General features: G+C 71.4%; 19 protein-coding genes, 1 tRNA gene and 1 pseudogene. 6 read left to right on the plus strand and 15 right to left on the minus strand.

The window, feature by feature from the left end:
- Positions 1-46 precede the first annotated feature (46 nt).
- Complete coding sequence (locus V6U79_RS29740) at positions 47-289, plus strand: hypothetical protein (protein WP_442933741.1); 243 nt, start codon at positions 47-49, stop codon at positions 287-289.
- Between the two features lie 181 nt (positions 290-470).
- On the opposite strand, the pseudogene V6U79_RS03490 reads toward V6U79_RS29740, so the two are convergent.
- The 4 genes and pseudogenes from V6U79_RS03490 to V6U79_RS03505 form a co-directional block, all read right to left on the minus strand.
- Positions 471-1,208, minus strand: a pseudogene (locus V6U79_RS03490) (class I SAM-dependent methyltransferase); the annotation flags it as partial.
- Positions 1,209-1,437: 229 nt separating this feature from the next.
- Complete coding sequence (locus V6U79_RS03495; RefSeq protein ID WP_334613443.1) at positions 1,438-2,310, minus strand: oxygenase MpaB family protein; 873 nt, start codon at positions 2,308-2,310, stop codon at positions 1,438-1,440.
- A 479-nt stretch (positions 2,311-2,789) separates the two neighbouring features.
- Complete coding sequence (locus tag V6U79_RS03500; RefSeq protein WP_334530040.1) at positions 2,790-4,298, minus strand: hypothetical protein; 1,509 nt, start codon at positions 4,296-4,298, stop codon at positions 2,790-2,792.
- 17 nt (positions 4,299-4,315) lie between these two features.
- Positions 4,316-4,477, minus strand: coding sequence for a peptidoglycan-binding domain-containing protein (locus V6U79_RS03505; RefSeq protein WP_334613445.1), 162 nt, complete (start codon positions 4,475-4,477; stop codon positions 4,316-4,318).
- A gap of 753 nt (positions 4,478-5,230) precedes the next feature.
- Here V6U79_RS03505 and V6U79_RS03510 point away from each other — a divergent pair.
- The 4 genes from V6U79_RS03510 (at position 5,231) to V6U79_RS03525 (ending at position 8,601) form a co-directional block, all read left to right on the plus strand.
- Positions 5,231-5,416: an ATP-binding protein gene (locus V6U79_RS03510; protein ID WP_334613446.1), complete on the plus strand. Its 186-nt coding sequence runs from the start codon at positions 5,231-5,233 to the stop codon at positions 5,414-5,416.
- Positions 5,376-5,741, plus strand: a complete 366-nt coding sequence (locus V6U79_RS03515) for a hypothetical protein (RefSeq protein WP_334613447.1) — start codon at positions 5,376-5,378, stop codon at positions 5,739-5,741. The genes V6U79_RS03510 and V6U79_RS03515 overlap by 41 nt, the downstream gene beginning before the upstream one ends.
- Before the next feature lie 61 nt (positions 5,742-5,802).
- A complete protein-coding gene (locus V6U79_RS03520) occupies positions 5,803-7,335 on the plus strand; it encodes an amino acid permease (protein WP_334530028.1) in 1,533 nt (510 codons plus the stop codon).
- Positions 7,336-7,695: 360 nt separating this feature from the next.
- Complete coding sequence (locus V6U79_RS03525; protein WP_334530025.1) at positions 7,696-8,601, plus strand: hypothetical protein; 906 nt, start codon at positions 7,696-7,698, stop codon at positions 8,599-8,601.
- A 533-nt stretch (positions 8,602-9,134) separates the two neighbouring features.
- Here the strand turns inward: V6U79_RS03525 and V6U79_RS03530 are convergent.
- From V6U79_RS03530 to V6U79_RS03560, 7 genes are all read right to left on the minus strand, one after another.
- A complete protein-coding gene (locus V6U79_RS03530) occupies positions 9,135-9,320 on the minus strand; it encodes a hypothetical protein (protein ID WP_334613450.1) in 186 nt (61 codons plus the stop codon).
- A gap of 336 nt (positions 9,321-9,656) precedes the next feature.
- A tRNA-Pro gene (locus tag V6U79_RS03535) sits at positions 9,657-9,730 on the minus strand.
- A 97-nt stretch (positions 9,731-9,827) separates the two neighbouring features.
- Positions 9,828-10,580 carry a TIGR03943 family putative permease subunit gene (locus V6U79_RS03540; protein ID WP_334613451.1) on the minus strand — a complete coding sequence of 251 codons (753 nt, stop codon included), beginning with the start codon at positions 10,578-10,580 and terminating at the stop codon, positions 9,828-9,830.
- Entirely contained in the window at positions 10,577-11,518 is a 942-nt protein-coding gene (locus tag V6U79_RS03545; RefSeq protein WP_334530037.1) for a permease, read from the minus strand. The genes V6U79_RS03540 and V6U79_RS03545 overlap by 4 nt, the downstream gene beginning before the upstream one ends.
- Before the next feature lie 294 nt (positions 11,519-11,812).
- Entirely contained in the window at positions 11,813-12,790 is a 978-nt protein-coding gene (locus V6U79_RS03550; RefSeq protein WP_334613452.1) for an ATP-binding protein, read from the minus strand.
- A gap of 116 nt (positions 12,791-12,906) precedes the next feature.
- Positions 12,907-13,947 carry an LLM class flavin-dependent oxidoreductase gene (locus V6U79_RS03555; protein WP_334613453.1) on the minus strand — a complete coding sequence of 347 codons (1,041 nt, stop codon included), beginning with the start codon at positions 13,945-13,947 and terminating at the stop codon, positions 12,907-12,909.
- Positions 13,937-14,329 (minus strand): SCO5389 family protein, encoded by a 393-nt coding sequence (locus V6U79_RS03560; RefSeq protein WP_334529999.1) that lies wholly within the window; start codon positions 14,327-14,329, stop codon positions 13,937-13,939. The genes V6U79_RS03555 and V6U79_RS03560 overlap by 11 nt, the downstream gene beginning before the upstream one ends.
- A gap of 225 nt (positions 14,330-14,554) precedes the next feature.
- Between V6U79_RS03560 and V6U79_RS03565 the strand changes: the two genes are divergently transcribed.
- Entirely contained in the window at positions 14,555-15,349 is a 795-nt protein-coding gene (locus V6U79_RS03565; protein WP_334613827.1) for an inositol monophosphatase family protein, read from the plus strand.
- An 8-nt stretch (positions 15,350-15,357) separates the two neighbouring features.
- On the opposite strand, the gene V6U79_RS03570 is transcribed toward V6U79_RS03565, so the two are convergent.
- From V6U79_RS03570 to V6U79_RS03585, 4 genes are all read right to left on the minus strand, one after another.
- Positions 15,358-16,134, minus strand: a complete 777-nt coding sequence (locus V6U79_RS03570; RefSeq protein ID WP_334613454.1) for an alpha/beta fold hydrolase — start codon at positions 16,132-16,134, stop codon at positions 15,358-15,360.
- 283 nt (positions 16,135-16,417) lie between these two features.
- The gene (locus V6U79_RS03575) at positions 16,418-16,693 is read right to left on the minus strand and encodes a hypothetical protein (RefSeq protein ID WP_334529992.1); all 276 of its coding nucleotides are present in this window, start codon (positions 16,691-16,693) and stop codon (positions 16,418-16,420) included.
- Between the two features lie 21 nt (positions 16,694-16,714).
- Entirely contained in the window at positions 16,715-17,113 is a 399-nt protein-coding gene (locus tag V6U79_RS03580; RefSeq protein WP_334529989.1) for a DUF2267 domain-containing protein, read from the minus strand.
- Positions 17,114-17,241: 128 nt separating this feature from the next.
- Positions 17,242-18,159: an AraC family transcriptional regulator gene (locus V6U79_RS03585; RefSeq protein WP_334613455.1), complete on the minus strand. Its 918-nt coding sequence runs from the start codon at positions 18,157-18,159 to the stop codon at positions 17,242-17,244.
- Positions 18,160-18,192: the final 33 nt, after the last annotated feature.

An 18,192-nucleotide genomic window follows, 5' to 3' on the forward strand; every position in this document is an offset into this window, starting at 1 on the left:
CGGCTGCCTGCTCAGTCAGGACGGCAGGAGGCCCGCGGTCATCGCGGTGGTCACCGGCGAAGTGCCGGACCGTCTCGCCCACGGTCAACTCGCCGAGGTCGGTGGCCTCCTGGAGCACGATGCCGATGCCGGATCGCCAGTCCCGGGCGGCCCGGCCGAACCGGCCGACCCGCGCCGGGTCCACCCCGAGCACGGACACCTCGCCGCCATCTTCGGCAAGCTCGGCCTCCTGCACGACCGGGAGACACACCGGCGAGTCCTCGCCGTCATCGCCTACCTTCAATCGTGAACCCGGGAGAGTAGCGCATCGAAAAGCGCTTGACGGCGTACGCTAGATGACCGCCTTGCGTGGACATTGCTGAACACGTGACGACGGCGGCGGGGTTCGAAGCTAACCCCTTGGCCGATGCGAGTGATGCCTGGACCGCCCATGGCTTCGGGCAGCGAAGTCTTACCCGGATGTGGCGGGTTCAGGCGATGAGCAGGCAAAGGCCAAGGTCTGCTGCCTCGAGATCGACGAGGTCGCGGTTGCGATCCGCCCACCGACCTGAGGCGAGGTCATCGCGGAGGCTGTGCACCGCCCTCTGCTCGGCGTCCGGCCCGACTCTGGCCCAGACCGATATCCCGCGGCGGACGTTCTCGTCCAGGTATGCCTCGGGCCGGCGCCAGTAGGCTTCGAAGAAGCCGTCAACGCAGTCCCACGGGATGGGCACCGGCTCCACGCGGGCTCCGATCGCGCTGGCCAGCTCGGTCAGCGAAGGCCGGCCGACGAGGAGGTCCGCGAATTCCGGAAGGTAGTCGCGAGTGAGCCAGAAGCGACGAAGCCATCCGGTGTCAGTGTTGTCGTACGTGAACACCACCACGCGGCGGGCAACGCGCCGCATCTCGCGCAGGCCCGCGATCGGGTCCTGCCAGTGATGGATGGTGGCAAAAGCCATCGCTGCGTCGAAGGACTGGTCCTCGAACGGAAGGTTCTCCGCGGCGGCAGCCACGCACGGCGCTGCGCCTGCGGGGCGCTGCGCACGCATGAGCGCCGACGGTTCCACCGCGGTGACGTCACGGTCGGCGGGCTCGTAGGAGCCGGTGCCAGCCCCGACATTCAGTACCGTCCGCGCATCACCGAGCGCAGCCCAGACCCTTGCGGCGATCCGCGGCTCGGTGCGCCGCGTCACGGTGTAAGTGGCTCCGATGGTGTCGTACAACTGCGCGTTGGACATGTCGCCGCCTCCCTGGCTGTCGCCAGCCCCACGCCGCGCACGGGGCTTGGCGTCACTGCCCTGGAAAGTAGGTCACCACTTCACCACATCGGTCGGCCGTCGATCCGGCAGCGGCTGTCCGCGGGTCACTCTGGCGACACCGCTACCAAGCCACCGTGGAACGCGGCCACTTCGACGCCGCGACACCGCCACCAGCCGATCGACCACAAGTGCCCGCGTGCTACTCGGACACCCGGTTGGGGACGCGGTCGTGCTGCGGACCGAGCTGGCTGATTTCGTACCCGTCGGGGTAGCTCTTGGTTTTGATCCCGTCGGCGAACAAGGCAGTGGTCCGTGGCGTTCCGAACCACCGCTGAAGCCGCGAGCGCATCTTCAACGTCAGGTGCAGGCCTGCCCGGACGGGCCAGGCGGGCGTACGGACTCGCGTCGCGCGCCGGAGCGGCGCGTCGTACATGGCGCTGACCAGCGCGTTGCCCAGCGGGGCGAGGGGCTTGGGGATGCGGGTGAGCATCAGCATGCGGCTGGCCCGTTCGATGGCGGCCGCGTCATCGTTGGGCTGCAGGTGGGTGTCATCGTAGGCGTCGAACCAGGTCTCGAACTCCGCATAGGAGCCGGGGATGTCCGTGATGCCCATCCGCCGGCCCAGCTCCCGATAGAAGAGGTAGGTGGCCTGTCGCTCGTGGCAGCAGGGTCGGCGCCAGCCGTACTGCTGCAGCCACCGGGTCGGGATCACCACCAGGCAGCCGAGGACGTAGAGGTAGTCGTCGTTGCGGATGTCGTACGGGCGGTGGATCTGGTTGACGCGCCGCAGCGCGTCCCGGCCGCGTGGCTGGTCGAACCCGTTGAGCACCATCTCGTACATCAGCAGGCCGGTGTCGTCGAGGCGCTTCTGGGTGCGTTCGGTCAGCTCACCGGTGGCGGTGTGCACCGCGGCGATGGCGGGGATGGAGAAGGATCGGTTGAAGGCGAGGTTCAGCCCGAGTTTCATGTCCCAGGGGAACTCGTAGCGCAGCATGGTCTGGTAGATGGCCAGGTAGTCGCGCTCGGGGTCCAGGGCGCGGGTACGGGTCAGGTTGGCGTAGCGGTCTCTCATCGTTGCGCATCTCCAACCCTGGGTCCGGGGAGTCCTGGCGTCTGTGAGCCGGGCCGCGACGAGCGTCCGGGTCGCCACGGTTGACCGGGCATAGGCGTCCGTGACCCGCATCAGCCAGGCGATCTCGCCAGCGTAGCCACCGTCCGGGCGGTGCAGCTCGTCCGCCGGCTGGGGACCGCAGCGACCACACCGGCATGGTGTCCATCGTGTGACCTGAGGGCGAGGCTCCAGGTAAGACATGAATCGGCCAAGATCCGATGCCCCGACCGGGAGCCTTGTCGTGCTGCCTCATCCCGTCACGATTGCGCTGTGCCGTCGAACCCTGAGCCACCTCCCCGCCTCGCCGCCGACGCGGACGACCTTCGCTATCGCCATGGCCCGAGTCCGCAAGCTGGCGTACGCGATGCCACGGCACGCTGATCCAGATCGACCGTGTCACCAACGTCCATGGGCAGAACCCTGAGCGGAGCTGACCGGGCTCAGTCCCGTACCCAGGTGAAGGTGACCCGGGCGCCGGCGGGTAGGCGGTCCAGGTCGTTCAGCTCCAGCACGCCGGTGACCGCGCCGAACAGCTTGGCCTTGCGCAGCCGGAGCTGCCCCTCGGGAAGTTGGTAGCGGTAGAGGCGGTTGGCGCCGGTACGTTTGCTGTCCTGCACCGCAATGGTCCAGTTCCCGTCCTTCGCGTGCAGGCCCAGCTCCTTGCGCCAGGTCAGGCCGGTGCCCAGGTTCAGCACGAACTCCACCTGGTCCGCCGGCTTCACCCCGGCCTCGATCCGGTAGTCGACCGCGTCGTGGTCGCGGGTGATGAGCTGCCCCGCCGACCGCTCGGACCAGGCCGGCAGGCGGGAGGCGGGCAGCGGGTCACCCTTCGGCAGGGCGGCCAGGGAGCCGCCCGGCACCACCCCGACCCGGTCCCAGCGCAGCCCGAGCGCGGTGAACGTGACGGGGTCCGGCACGTGCCGCAGCACCCCGTCGACCACGAGGTAGACCGGATCCCGGTGCTCCTCGCGCAGCAGGGTGCCGTCGACCGGCAGCGGGCGCAGCGCCCGCAGCGAGTCACGCGGCAGCACCCGGACGTCGGACCAGCTGAACCCGAGGCGGACCAGGGTGTCGGGGTCGGGGATGTGGAAGCCGTGTCCGCCGTAGGTGACGTACACCTCCGCGCGGTCGATCTCTCGAAGCAGGACGCGGTCCCCGGGTGCGTCGGCGACGTACGACGTCGACCGGTCCGGCAGCTCCACCACCTCGTTCCAGTGCAACCCCAGCCGGTCGAACTCCTGCGGGCTGGTCACCCAGAACTTCGCCCCGCCGTGCACCAGATAGATCCGGGGGTCGGAGCGGTCGCTGAGCAACTTTCCCCCGGCGAGGTACCAGGGCAGCCGCGGCGCGTACCGTTCCACGAAGAAGCCGCGCCACTGGTCGCCGTTGCTCTGTCGCACCACCCGGTCGGCCGGGTCGTACGCGGTCTTGAACTCAAGCACGTCCTCCCGGCGGGAGTACCGGTTGTCCCAGATGAAGATCCGCGTCCGCTCACCCTCCTCGTAGCCGTACGCCACCACCTGGTGGTCGTTGCCGAAGCCACCCGGGTCGCGGGCCTGGCACAGGCCCAGCGGCTGCGGTAGCCCCTGGTCGAGGAGCTGCTTGAGCTTGGGGAACTGCTCCTCGCGAGTCATCCGGGCCACGCCGATCCCGTTCAGAGTGGTCGGGTGGTCCGGCGTCCCCATGAACCGGAAGTACATCGACCAGTTGTCGACGATGCTGGTGATCAGCCGGTCGTAGATGTAGTCGGCGACCGGGTTGCCGTCCGGCGGTAGGGCACTGGCGGCGGGCACTGGCAGTCGCTGGTGCCAGTGGTCCAGTGCGGCGAACGCCATTCCGCCGCACCGGCCCTTGGTCTCGGTGATTGGCAGGCCGGCGATTTTGATGTGGTTGGTGAAGCCGTTGCGGAAGGCGAAGCCGTCCCGGGACGGCCGGAAGGACACCCGCATGAGAACTCTCCCGTACCTCAGTAGGTGACCCGGACGCCCATCTGCGCCCAGGTGAGCCGGCCGACGACGCCGTCGTCGGTGAGGTCGCGCGTCCGCTGGTACCAGCGGACGCCGGTCTCGGTGAACTCGTCGAAGTCGGTGCCGGGCGGGCCGCAGCGGCCTGCGCCGACGAAGGCCACGTCCGCCAGCGGTCCGCGTCCTCCCGCCCTCGGGCGGTACGCGCGGAACTTCTGTGTCCACTGTTGAAAGCGCAGGTCGCGGCGGCAAGGGATGAGTCGGCTATCGGCGTTGCGACCACCCGGGTGGCGGCCGGGTGCCGCCGATCGACATGCCGGCACGTCGATTGGCGGATTCACCCGGGTGGATCGTGGACCTCGGACGGAACATCGGTCGGCGGTCCGCCCGGCTCGGGCGGTCAGCCCACCGGTTCGGACAGGCGGGTCGGCCCAACATGTCGGTCATCGCGGCGGGGACTGCCGCCGTCAGATCTGCCTGTGACAGGCCGGCGCTGCTGCTCAGCTTCTGCTTCGCCTACCAGGCCGTTACGCGGATCGGGGGACGTCGAGATCGGCTCACCGCTGCGGTACTCGGCGAGAGTTGCCGACGGATCGCGCAGGTGACGCGCTCTTGCTGGTGGGCGAGCTGGCGCTACCGCCGAGACCGGGCAGACGACACAGGTAGATGCCGCAGGCATCACCCAACATCAGGCCGTCCGGTTTCTGGAATCGTTCACGACGGGTGATCTTCGGCGCTGTCAAAGTCCCACCCGGCGCTTGACCTGAAGTACGGTATGGGGCCGATGCCCCACGGCGTCCTCGTGAGAACATCCGCCTCGTCGGCACGAGGTCGCAGCGTGGTGCGCGAGCAGCTCAAGGGGCGCGCGTTGGTTAGACGGGGACAACTTGGACGCCGGTCACCTTCCAGCGCTTTCCGTGCCGCGGTTCGTCGGGCGGGACCGGGAGGTCGCCGCGCTCGGCGGGGCGCTCGGACAACCGCCTGCCGTGGTCCTGATCGACGGTGAGGCGGGCATCGGCAAGACCCGGCTGTTGCGGGAGTTCCTGGCGTCCCCGGCCGGGCGTGGGCGTCGCCCTGGTGGGGGCCTGCCCGCCGCTGCGTGAGCCGTACACGCTCGGCGTCGTGGTGGATGGGGTGCGCGAGGGTGTCGGCAGCGTGTCCGGACTGCGGCTCAGCGACCTGGGCGGCGCGCTACGGATCGTCGGCGACGGCGCACCGCCCCTCATCGTCGGCCTGCTCACCTACGCCGGCTCCGGCTCCGCCCGGATGCCGGACGACATCCTCGGCCCCCGGCTGATCATGGTCGACCCTCCCGGCGCGCCGCAGCTCACTGAGCGTCGTTCGCGCCGGGCGACGGGTCCGCTCTCGCCGCCCGGTCCGCGCAAAAAAGGCACGCCCGGCACGACGCGGCAGGTTTGTTCGTCCTGATTCCGGTCAGTCCGTGAGCCGAGGGCAACATCGGGACGGCGAGACGGTGAGGTGACTGGTCGTGAGCCTCTTGCGCAGGAAGTCGGTCGAGCAGTCGATCCGCGACACGGAGCAGCCGGAGCACCGGCTACGCAAGGACCTGTCCGGCCTGGATCTCACCGTGTTCGGCATCGGGGTCATCATCGGTACGGGTATCTTCGTGCTGACCGGGGTGGCCGCGAACCAGACTGCCGGGCCGGCGGTCGCGCTGTCCTTCGTCGTGGCCGGTGTCGCGTGCGCGCTGGCGGCGCTGTGCTACGCGGAGTTCGCGTCCACCGTGCCGGTCGCCGGCAGCGCCTACACCTATTCGTACGCGACGCTCGGCGAGCTGATCGCGTGGATCATCGGCTGGGACCTCATCCTGGAGTTCGTCCTCGCCGCTGCGGTGGTGGCCGTGGGCTGGTCGCAGTACCTCGCGCTGCTCCTGGAGACGCTGGGGCTGACGCTGCCGCCCGCCGTCACGGGGGGCGAGGGCGGCGTGTTCAACCTTCCCGCCGCGTTGATCGTGTTGATCCTCACCGCGGTCCTGGTCGCCGGCATCAAGATCTCGTCACGGCTGAACGCCGTGGTGGTCACGATCAAGGTGGCGGTGGTCCTCTTCGTGATCGTCGCCGGACTGTTCTTCGTCAAGGCCGACAACTACACGCCGTTCGTCCCGCCGGCCGAGCCGGCGGCGGGCGGTACAGGCGCCGATGCGACCCTGCTGGAGGCCGTCTTCGGGCAGGCCCCCGCCAACTTCGGGATCAGCGGCATCTTCGCCGCGGGTGCGCTGGTGTTCTTCGCGTTCATCGGCTTCGACATCGTGGCCACCGCGGCCGAGGAGACCCGGGTGCCGCATCGCGACGTGCCGCGCGGGATCCTCGGTTCGCTGGCGATCTGCACCACGCTCTACGTCGCCGTCTCACTGGTGGTGGTGGGAATGCAGAACTACGCCGAGCTGGACACGGAGGCACCGCTGGCTGCGGCGTTCCAGGCTGTCGGGCAGCCGTTCATCGCCAACCTGATCACCGTCGGCGCTCTCGCCGGGCTGACCACGGTGGTCATGATCCTCATGCTGGGGCAGAGCCGGGTCGCGTTCGCCATGAGTCGTGACGGGCTGCTGCCGCGCTGGTTGGGGCGGGTGCATCCGCGGTTCGGCACCCCGCACCGCATTACCATCGTCGTGGGCGTGGTGGTGGCCGTGCTCGCCGGGTTCATCCCGCTGGCGGAACTCGCGGAGTTGGTCAACATCGGTACCCTGTTCGCGTTCGTCCTCGTCGCGGCGGCGGTCCTCCTGTTGCGCCGTACCCGGCCGGACCTGCCTCGCGGTTTCCGCGTTCCCTGGGGGCCGGTGATTCCGGTGCTCGCCATGGTCGCCTGCGCCGTGCTGATGCTGTTCCTCACCGTCGAGACCTGGCTGCGGTTCTTCGCCTGGATGGCGCTGGGGTTCCTCGTCTACTTCCTCTACGGCCGTCGTCGCAGTCGCCTCGCCCACGACGGGCAGGACCGCCCGCCGATGCCTGACCAGCCGGACCTGGACACCGGTTTCGGCTCCGCCTCGCCTCCGCCGCAATGACCGCCTGATCGTCCCCGCCGAGGACCGCCGGCGCGTGCGCCACCGGGCCACTGCGACCGGGGGATGCCCGCCGGCCCGGCCAACAATGGTGGATATCTCCGCTTCTCGGCGCGACCCATTCCGGGAGACGACAAGGGAGTACATCGGCACCGGGTTCGGTCCCGGGATACCTGGCGCGGGGGGCCGCCGGGATCTTCCGTCGTCGGTCGATTACGCGACGTAGTCAGCTTGCGGATAACGCCGCGACACGCCACTACCTACCGTCAACCCGTCATCACCAACGGGCCCGGTGCCGGCAGCGGTTCCTGCGAACCGGACAGCCCACGGGCGCCGTCTCCGGGGCCTCAGACGGGAGAACACATGCGTGATCAGAAGGAAGCCCGGCGGTTCGGCGCGCGAGCGTCCGTAGTCGTGCTCGGCCTCGCCGTGACCGCCGCGGTGGTCGCGCCGGCGAGCCCGGCCTCCGCCGCGGTCCCCGGCCTGGTGCGGATCTCCGCCACCAGCGCCCTCAACTCCAACGACTTCCGCACCGTCACCGCGACCTGCCCGGTCGGCAAGGTGCTCACCGGCACCGGGTACCAGCTGAACGGGGCGGCCGGGGAGGCGGTCGTCGACGACCTGCGCCCCAACGGCGGCCCGGGCACGGCGCCGACGGCCGTCACCGTGGGCGCGTTCGAGGCGGACGCCTTCGCCGGCGACTGGTCGGTGAGCGCGTTCGCGATCTGCGCCAACCCGGTGCCCGGCCTGGTCCGCGTCGCGGCGGTGAGCACCAACAGTTCGAACGACTTCCGCACCGTCACCGCGGCCTGCCCGGCCGGCAAGGTGCTGACCGGTACGGGCTTCGAGCTGACCGGGGCGACCGGTGAGGCCGTCGTGGACGACCTCCGGCCCAACGGCGGCTCCGCCACGGCGCCGACCTCCGTCAACGTCGGTGCCTTCGAGGCGGACGCCACCACCCTGAACTGGGACGTCACCGCGTACGCCATCTGCGCCAACCCGTTGCCCGGCCTGGTCCGCGTTTCGGCGGTGAGCGCCAACAGCTCGGCCGACGTCCGCAGCGTCACCACGACCTGCCCGGGGGGCAAAGTGCTGACCGGCGCGGGCTTCGAGGTGAACGGGGCGACCGGTGAGGTCGTCGTGGACGACTTCCGCCCCAGCGGCGGTGCCGCCCCCGCCCCGACATTCGTCACCGCGGGCGGGTTCGAGGAGGACGCGTTCGCCGGCAACTGGGACGACACGTCGTACGCCATCTGCGCCACCCCGTAACAGCCACCGCGCTCGGTGCGGCCGTCCGGTTCCGCCGGACGGCCGCACCGGTGCGTGCTGGTCAGGGGCCGCGCCCAACACCGGGGTTACCAGTACCGACCAGCCGCTTCAATTCAAACCGACCACCCCTTGACCCCCAGGCAACCAACACCGCTTGCTGACCGGGTCGCCAGGGTGATCTAGCTGCGGACTCCTTTCCGCTGGCGTCCGTAGACGTCCAGCACGGCTCGTTCCCGTCGTCACCCAGATAGTCACTCAGCCGTTGCTGGGACTGGAGATCCCTCGTTTCGCGAAGGACGCTGCGACCTCGTCGAAGACCCTGACGGCAAGCTCCGGCTGCGCGACGGCATCTGACAGTGGCAGCTCCAGCTGGGGGTCGTACCCGGGTAGGCCCGTGACTGCCTGGACGGCTTCGCCGAGTTGATAGATCGCCGTGACGACCGCCCGAGCATCTCCGCCTCGGTACCAGTAGGGCACCGTGATCGCAGCCTCTTCTGGGTAGTAGCTGACCTGGATGCCAGTCGGCTCGTGGGTCAGCTCGTAGTTGCGGGCCCCTCGAAGACGGAAACCTCGCCGAGCACCTGCCGTGCCGCCGCCACCAGTCGTGCCCAAGCCTCGCCGCTTGGACGCTCGTCGCTGTCGGCCTCCTCTGCCGCCTCCAACGCGTCATCCCAGGACAGGTCGTCGCTTCGGGGCACGAAGATCAGGTCATAGCTCATGGCGATGGACCGTACATTCCTCCGGCCTCGTCCGAGAGAGGGCCCGGACCGTCAGCTTGGAAGGTGTCTTCCGTAGACCCGGCCGACGGGTTGCTCACCCGCTGAGCAGCCATGCGACTGGTCGCGAAAGACGAAGCGGTGAACTCACGTCCTGCCAGGGGGCTGCAGTTGGCTGGAGTTGACCGCTGCATCGGGCACACGTCGGCACGATGGCAGTTCATCGCTCAGCGAGTAGGCCATGGACCGGATCTCCGACGCTGAGGCGTAGTCACTCAGTTAGTCACCCAGGTACGACAAAGGGGCCGTCTCGCTTTACGAGATGGCCCCTCACCTGCGTCGGGACGGCCGGATTCGAACCGACGACCCCTTGACCCCCAGTCAAGTGCGCTACCAAGCTGCGCCACGTCCCGATGCCCCCGCGCGTTTTCCCCGCGACAGCCGGTACAGCTTAGCGCAGGATCTTCGCGCCGCGCGCGCAGGCCCCTGCCGCGTCGTGCGGCGCGCGACTCACTCGTACGGCTGTCGGGGTTCGGCGACCCGGCGCCAGTTCTCCACCTCCAGGTATGGGATCTCGAGGTCGTTGATCGGGTCGCGTCCGACCCGATCGGTGTAGCGGCCGGTCACCTCGATCCAGCTGTCGTCGGGCAGTTGGGCGGGGACGTTGCCGCTCATGCCGATCTTGATCGGGCGGCCGTCGGCGGCGCAGCAGGAGAGCCGCATCCGGGCCAGGATGGGCTTCCCGTCGGGCCCGGCGACGGTGAAGCCGGTGACCCGGACCCGACGGTCGCCGATCGAGCGACCCTTGTCGAACACCGCGCGGGCGGCGTAGTCGTACACCGTGAGGTCGGCGGGGTCGCCGTCGGGCATCGGCGGGTACTCGGAGACCTGCTCCGAGGTCAGCGCGGTGCCGGCCTGCCCGGCCGCGTACGAGCCGAGCGCGGGCGGCGCGACCAGCAGGAGCCCGAGCACCGGCAGGATCAGCAGCCAGGCCACCTGGAGCCCGTGGTGCCCGTGCCCGTCGTGGTCGTCTTCGGCGAGCGTGGCGCCCTCGGGGGCGGCCCGGTCGGCGGTGCCGCGCGGCGCGGGGCGCAGGTCGTACCAGAGGGTCATCACGGCGGTGAGGATCAGGACCAGGCTGGCGGCGATCAGGAAGGGGCGCAGCCCCTCCTTGACGTAGCGCAGGTGGAGGTCGGTGAGGCTGGCGCGCAGTACGGCGCCGCCGAGGAGGATCAGGACGCACGCCTGGGCCTGGCGGTTCACAGCAGCACCGTCCCGGTGACGGCGGCGACGCCGACGGCGACGCAGAACGTGGTGGGCGCGAACCGGGCGGCGAACCGGCGGCCGAAGATGCCCGTCTGCATGGAGATCAGCTTGAGGTCGACCATCGGCCCGACGACCAGGAACGCCAGCCGTGCGGTGAGCGAGAACTGGGACAGCGAGGCGGCGACGAAGGCGTCCGCCTCGGAGCAGATGGAGAGCAGCACGGCGAGGACGGCCAGTGCCAGCACCGAGAGCACGGGCTGGTCGGCCAGGGTCTGCAACCAGCGTTCCGGGACGAGCACGTTGATGCTGGCTGCGGCCATCGCGCCGACGACGAGGAACCCGCCGGCGTGCACCACGTCGTGCTGGACGGCGCCCCAGAAGGCGCGGGCGCGGGAGGAGTGGTCGAGGTCGGGGCGGCGGGGCAGCCGGATCCAGTCGGCGCGGCCGAGGCGCAGCCAGAGCCAGCCCATGACCATGGCGACGACGAGGCTGGCGACCGCCCGGCCGACCACCATCTCCGGGTTGGCGGGGAAGGCCACCGCGGTGGCGGTCAGCACGATCGGGTTGATGGCCGGGGCGGCGAGCAGGAAGGCCAGCGCGGCGGCCGGGGTGACCCCGCGACGGATGAGGGAGCCGGCGATCGGCACCGACCCGCACTCGCAGCCGGGCAGGACCACTCCGGCGGCGCTGGCCACCGGCACGGCCAGCGCCGGGTGGCGCGGCAGCGCCCGGGCCCAGAACGACCGGGGTACGAAGACCGCGATCAGCGCCGAGAGCAGCACCCCGAAGACCAGGAACGGCACCGCCTGCACCAGCACCGAGACGAAGACCGTCGTCCAGGTCGCCAGGGAGGGCGCGGAGAGCAGCCCGGCGAGCGGCTCGCGGAGCACGATGAGCAGGACCAGCAGCGCCGCGAGCACCTCGACGGAGCCGATCCGGTCGCCGGCCCGGCGGCGGGGCGCCGGTCCGGGGGAGGGGGCCGTCGGATCGTCGGTCTGCTGGCCGCCGGCCGCTGCCGGGCCGGGGTCGGTGGCGGTGGTGCGGTCGGGTACGACCACGTCATCTCCCTCTCTCGCCGTCGACGACGGTGGTCCGGGCGAGGCGCGTGGCGAACCCGGAACCTCGGCCGCCTGCTCGGCGGCGGGGGTGCCGTGCGGGGCGACAGTGTATCGAGCGGTGTGGTTGCCGATCAGGGCGCGGGGGCCGTCGGGGCGGGCCTTCCGCCCCGGTCAGGCGGTGGCGGGCGCCGGCTCGCCGAGCGTCGCCGGGCCGAGCTGGAAGTCCGGGTCGATCTGGGTGGTCAGGTCGGTGCCGGCGCGTTCGTTCGCCCAGGCGGCGGCGTTGCGTCGGTGGAACTCGTGGGCGTGCCGGGTGAACGCCGCCCAGTCCTGCGTGGTGTCGTCCACCGCCCGGGTCAGCTGCTGGAGCACGGCCCGGTTGGCCGGCTCCAGCTCGTCGAGCGGGCCCGTCGTCCCACGTTCGGCCCGGCGTATGTATCGGGACCTGCTCATCCAGGTGAGCAGGTCCTCGCCGACGTGTTCGCGGAGGAACTCCACGTCGGTGGCGTCCTCGACCTTGTTGCCGACCACGGAGAGCGCGACGTCGTAGTCGCGGGCGTAGCCGGCGTACTGGCGGTAGACGCCGACGCTGCGCACGGTGGGCTCGCAGACCAGGAAGGTGCGGTCGAAGCGGGTGAACAGGCCGGAGGCGAAGGAGTCGGCGCCCGCGGTCATGTCCACCACCGCGTACTCGCCGGGTCCGTCGACCAGGTGGTTGAGCAGCAGTTCCACCGCGCCCACCTTCGAGTGGTAGCAGGCGACGCCCAGGTCCTCGGTGGTGAACGCCCCGGTGACCGCCAACCGTACCCCGCCGACCTGCCGGACGCAGGCGGCGTAGACCGGGTTCTCCTCGTCGATCCGCAGTAGCCGGGAGCCCCGCCCGGGTGGCGTGGTCTTGACCATCTCGGCGGCCGAGCCGATCCGGGGGTTGTCGCCCCGCAGGTACTCCTTGATGTCGGGGAGGTGCTCGCCGAGCGGCGGCAGGTCGGCCGCGACGTGGGCGGGGGCGCCGAGGGCGACGGCGAGGTGCTGGTTGATGTCGGCGTCCACGGCCAGCACCGGCGCGCCGGTGTGGACCAGGTGACGGGCGAAGAGGGCGGCGAGGGTGGTCTTGCCGCTGCCGCCCTTGCCGACGAAGGCGATCTTCATGGGAGCTGCTCCACCCTCGCGTTTTCGATAACCGTTTTCATGAGCGATAGAGTAGTGGACCGTCGCGGCGCGGGGGCGGGAACTCGCCCTGTGTGTCCGATTCCCGGGCGACCGGCCTACGCCGGTTCGAGCACGTCGGCCGCGAACCGCTGGATGTTGGCGAGGGTCGGCTCGCGCCCGCCCGCGCCCTCGACCATCAGCAGCAGGTGGCGTACCCCCGGCAGCCGCGCCGCCGCCGCCGCGAGGACCGCCCGGCACCGGGCCGGCGACCCGACCGGGTGCATGCCGATCAGGTCGGCGACGTAGCGGTCGTGGTCCCGCCCGGCGCTCGGGGCGCCGTCGATGCGCACGTACTCCCGTATCCCGGCCAGCAGGCCCGGCAGACCGGACCGGACGGCCCGCTGCGCCGCGCCGTCGGTGTCGGCGACGTACGCCAGGTGCGCGCTGGCGTGCGCGGCGCTCTCCGGGTCGTGGCCGTGCCGGGCCGCGACGCGGGCGTAGCGGTCGAGCAGCTCGGCCTTCTCCGGCAGGTCGGCGTGCATCCCGAGCAGCAGCGGCAGGCCGTGCCGGGCGGCCAGCTCGACGGTCGGCGCGGAGGTCGCGGCGACCCAGACCGGGATCCGGCGTGCCGGTCGCGGCACCACCGGCACGGGGCGGAACGGGAACCGCTCGTTGCCGGCCACCGTCGCCGCACCCGAGAGCCACCGGGTCAGCAGCTCCACGCCGTCGGGGAAGCCGTTGTCGTGCCGGTCCAGGCCGGTGCCGAAGACCTCCAGGTCGACCCACGGGCCGCCGCGGCCGACACCCAGATGGAAACGCCCGCCGGAGAGCTCGTCGAGCAGCGCCGCCTCCTCGGCGAGGGCGACCGGGTGCCGGGTGGACAGTACGCAGGCGGCGGTGCCGACGGTGATCCGTCGCGTCGCGCCGAGCAGGTGCGCGGCGAAGGCGACCGCGGACGGGCACACCCCGTAGGAGATGAAGTGGTGCTCGGCCATCCACACCCCGGCGTAACCGGCGGCCTCCGCCGCCGTGCCGTAGCGGTGGGCGTCGGCGAGCGCCTCGGCGTGGCTGGCACCGGGCTGCCGCCCGGCGAGCAGGAACAGGTGCGCCTGGACGCTCTGTCCCGCCCGCCGGGCCGCGGGGCGTTCAGCAGTCACGCAGCTCGGGGGACTGGTTGAGCAGCTGTCCCCGGGTGGAGATGAACCGGCGGTAGCGGTCCGAGTCGACCGCCGACGGCCGGAAGGCGGCGACCCGGTGACAGTTCTGGAAGGCCAGCTTCACGCCGAAGTGCCGCTCCAGGCTGCCCCGGATGGCGTCGCTGGCCAGCGCCCGGAGCAGCTGGCCGCGTTCGGCCTCGCTCGGCGGCGGCGTGCTGTCGTCGGCGAAGGTGCCCTCCGACGCCTCCAGGTCGGCGACGACGCGGCTGACGGTCTGCCAGGCGTAGGGCAGGGAGTCGCGGACGCAGGCGACGAACTCGGCGTCGTCCACCGGGCCGGCTTCGGCGGCGTCCAGGAGGGCGGGCGGAACGGTGAGAGACATGCTGCTCCTCAAGATAACGACAACGGTTGTCATTAGCGTGACACCTTGAGCAGATCACGTCACCGACGGTGACGTCAAGGGTTTCCGTGGGGTTGTCCCCGGTCGGCGCGCCGGCCTCAGCGTCGACTGGGGACCGCCGTCGCGGCCGGCCCCGGCAGCGGGAGCCCGCTCCTCGCCGCCGTCCTCGGCTTGGGATCGGCCTTCCCGGATATCCTGCTCGGCGTGATGAACTCGTACGCGAGCCTTGACGATGCCGGGGTTGCGATAGCCGCAGCACGTTCTGGCGCGGACGTGGTGCGCACCAGGTACGGCCACCGGCTCACCCGCATCGACAAGGGCGGTGGAGACTTCGCCACCGCGGCCGATGTGGAGGCTGAGGACGCGATACTCGGGGTCATCCGTGCTGCTCGGCCCGATGATGCGATGCTCGGCGAGGAAGGCGGGCAGCGGGGCCCGGCCGACGCGGTGCGGCAGTGGTTGGTGGATCCCCTGTGCGGCACGCTGAACTACGCCGTCGGCAACATGTTGGTGGCCGTCAACGTGGCGCTGCGCGACGGGGCGGCGGCGGTGGCCGACCCGTTCAGCGGCGAGGTCTTCTTCACCGACGGCAGGACCGCCTGGGCCCGGCGCGACGGGGTCGATGAGCAACTGGCGCCCACGCCCGTGACCCGGATGGTGGACGTCAACCTGGATCCGCCGTTTCCCGGCGCGCCCGGATTCCGGGCCGTGGACCTGCTGGCCCACCCCGGGTTCGTCGAGCGCTTCCGACCGCGAGTGGTGTCCACGACGCTGGCGTTGGCCTGGGTCGCGGCTGGCAAACGCGCCGCGTACGTGACCGATGGCGGTGACCTGTCGGGCAGTGTGCATTTCGCCGCCGGCATCGCCCTGTGCCGGGCCGCCGGCTGCGTGGTCACCGGAATCGACGGCGCCCCGATCGGGCCGGCTGGCCGCGGGCTCGTGGTGGCCGCCGACGCCGAGACCCACGGGCTGCTGATGTCGATGATCCGCAGCCGAAACTAGGCGTGTGGTCAGCCGGGCCGGGCCCGGCCGGTCAGACCGGTGGCGGTCACCCGGGCGAACTCCTCCGGGTTGTCGAGCATGACGTTGTGCCCGGCGGCCCGGACCGTCACCACCCGTACCCCGGCGGCGGTGAGGCCGTCCGGGTCCCGGACCGGGGAGCCCTGCTCGCCCTGGACGTACGTGCGGGGGATCGGTAGGCGCACCAGCATGTGCCGCATGGTGGGTCGGGTCGCCGCGACCAGGTGCACCGCGCTGCGGTGCAGGCCGACCGGGTCGGCGAGGCGCATGGTGGCGGCCCACAGCGGTCCGACCCGGTCGAGGGTCTCCGCGAAGCCGCCGGCCAGGAATTCGGCCTCGGTGTACGCGTTGATGCCGCTGCCGCCGACCTTCGGCGCCGGGCTCGGCTCCAGGTTGGCCTCCACCAGCACCAGCCGGCCGACGAGGTCCGGCCGGCGGTGGGCGAGGACGATCGCCACCGCGCCGCCCATGCTGTGGGCCACCACGTCCGCCGCTCGGACCCAGGCGGAGTCCAGCGCCGTGGCGAGGGTGGCGGCGTGCTCCTCCAGCGTGTAACCGAAGTCCGGCGGTCGATCACTGAGCCCGTGGCCGAGCAGGTCGACGAAGAGCGACCGGTGCCCGGCCAACGCCGGGTGGGTGGCGACCGGGAGGAAGTACGGCGCGGACATCGCCCCCAGACCGTGCAGGTACACCCGGGCCGGCTCGCCGCCGGACAGCTCCATCCACCGCATCCGGGCCCCGCCCGGACCCACCGTCGCCTCACGCATCCGCCGGCCGGCACCTCCGCGCCGAGGTACCTCGGCCTCGGGAACAAGAGCAACGGTCTACCCGGCGACCATCGCCTCGAACCCGCCGGCGTGACGGTGGCGGTGCTGGGCCGTACGCCGAATGGGTCGCACGGCAACCATCAATGGTTCACGCCAAGACGGCAACTGCCAGTACGCCGGCAGCGGCGGCGAGGCAGCCCACCGCGATGGGCACGGTCAGCGGGTTGACCCAGCGCGGCACGGTGCCCGCCACGTCGCCGGCGTACTCGGGCTCCGGCTTCGATCAGTCCCGGCGGTCCTCGTCCGGCGTCGGGATCTCCTGGTTCTGCTCCACCGCGTCCGCCGAGCTGACGTCGTCGCGCACGGCGTCCGCCATGCCGGCCCGGTCGCTCGGGGACACCAGGACACCCTGCTCCGCCAGGTCCGCCTCAGCTGCCTCCGGCCCCGCGCCCGACACCGCCCCGGTCGGGCCCACCTCGACCTCCTCCTGCTGTTGTTCCTGGGCGTCCGCCTCGGACGCCCGGCCCAACAGGTCAGCCTCGTCCCGGTACACAGCCATCTCTGTCTCCTCGGTCGACCGTCAGGCCTGTCGTCGGACGAACGGCGCGGTCTGGTCGGCGACGTCGCCGTACTCGGCCGGTAGCTGGGTGACCACCTGCGCATAGCCGGTGGGGCCCAGGGCGTCCCGAAGGACGTCGAAAACCGCCGTCACGCCGTCCCTCGCCCGGTCCGCGTCGAGGTCCGCGCGGCCGCTGACCCGGTCGACGAAGACCTCGAGCCCGAATCGTTCCCCGGTCTCGCTACCGCCGAAGGCGTACGCCCGCAGCCCCTCGGGAAGCTGGTCGGCCAGATCGCGCGCCTCGCCACCGTCGATCCGTTCCGCCAGGGTGGAAAGCGTGGCCCGTGTGACGGCGGTGGCCTGCTCCGACGACATGCCCGAACGCGTCGCCACCAGACCGAGGAACTCGTTGTCGTCCACCGTGCGGCCTTCCTCTCGCCGTTGGGCCAGGCGATTTCCCACGCTCCACGTCCGCAAACGAGGCGCCCGTGTCGACGCGGATGCCGGGCCGGCTGCGGTCGGGGACACCGGGCCGCACCGAGGAAGGCTCAGCGGACCCTGGCGAACTCATCGCGGTAGGCGCCCGGCGAGCGACCGGTGCTTCGTTTGAACGCGACGCTGAGCGCGCTCTCCGAGCTGTAGCCGACCGCGCGGGCGATCGTGGCGACTGTCTCGTCGCCCCGCCGGAGCCGGTCGGCGGCGAGCTCGATCCGCCATTCGGTGAGGTACTCCAGGGGGCCCTTGCCCACCGCCTCCTTGAACCGCGACGCCAGCGTCGACCGGGAGACGGCGACGACCTGGGCCAGCTTCGCCACCGTCCACGGGTGGGCCGGCCGGGCGTGCATCTCCCGCAGGGCGGCGGCGACCGTCGGGTCGGCGAGGCCGGCGAGCCAGCCGGTGTCGGGCCCGGGGTCGCGGGCGAGGTGCAGCCGCAGTATCCGGACGAGCATGACGATGGCGAGGCGCTCTGCGATGAGGGTGGCCCCCAGCAGCCTGCTCCGCAGCTCGGCGTCGAGCTCGCCGAGGGTCCATCGGACGGCGCCGGCCTCCGGCGTCCCGGCCGGAACGTGGATCACCGGTGGCAGGCCGTCCAGCAGCAGGGCGCGGGCCCGCTCGGTGAAGGTGAACGTGGCACCGATGAGGAAGACCTCGTCGCCGTCGCCGGCGCGAGCCACGCCGTCGCCGGCCGCCGCGAAGAGCGGGTGCGCCGGCTCGGCCGGCAGGTCCGGGTCGCTGGCCAGGGTGTACGCCACGGGGCGGGTCAGCAGGAAGCAGTCACCCTCGGCGAGGTGGACCGGATCGGACACGCCGTCCACCTCCAGCCAGCAGGAACCGAGCCGGACGGCGTTGAACTTGGCCCCGGCCGGTGGCGGGAACCGGACCGCCCAGCGGCCACCCGCGGCCAGCCCCGCCGACACCCGACTCGTCGCGTCGAGCAGGGCCAGCACATCCTCCAGCGGGTCCACCCGCGACCTCCTCTGGACGCGCCCGAAAGAGCG

Source organism: Micromonospora psammae (assembly GCF_036902725.1).
Lineage (GTDB): Bacteria > Actinomycetota > Actinomycetes > Mycobacteriales > Micromonosporaceae > Micromonospora.

Bases quoted from the DNA above. Each gene is read 5' to 3' on its own strand.
- V6U79_RS03495 (WP_334613443.1), bottom strand. From the start codon at position 2,310: ATGAGAGACCGCTACGCCAACCTGACCCGTACCCGCGCCCTGGACCCC.
- V6U79_RS03500 (WP_334530040.1), bottom strand. From the start codon at position 4,298: ATGCGGGTGTCCTTCCGGCCGTCCCGGGACGGCTTCGCCTTCCGCAAC.
- V6U79_RS03525 (WP_334530025.1), top strand. From the start codon at position 7,696: ATGCGTGATCAGAAGGAAGCCCGGCGGTTCGGCGCGCGAGCGTCCGTA.
- V6U79_RS03530 (WP_334613450.1), bottom strand. From the start codon at position 9,320: ATGAGCTATGACCTGATCTTCGTGCCCCGAAGCGACGACCTGTCCTGG.
- V6U79_RS03550 (WP_334613452.1), bottom strand. From the start codon at position 12,790: ATGAAGATCGCCTTCGTCGGCAAGGGCGGCAGCGGCAAGACCACCCTC.
- V6U79_RS03560 (WP_334529999.1), bottom strand. From the start codon at position 14,329: ATGTCTCTCACCGTTCCGCCCGCCCTCCTGGACGCCGCCGAAGCCGGC.
- V6U79_RS03565 (WP_334613827.1), top strand. From the start codon at position 14,555: ATGAACTCGTACGCGAGCCTTGACGATGCCGGGGTTGCGATAGCCGCA.
- V6U79_RS03570 (WP_334613454.1), bottom strand. From the start codon at position 16,134: ATGCGTGAGGCGACGGTGGGTCCGGGCGGGGCCCGGATGCGGTGGATG.
- V6U79_RS03575 (WP_334529992.1), bottom strand. From the start codon at position 16,693: ATGGCTGTGTACCGGGACGAGGCTGACCTGTTGGGCCGGGCGTCCGAG.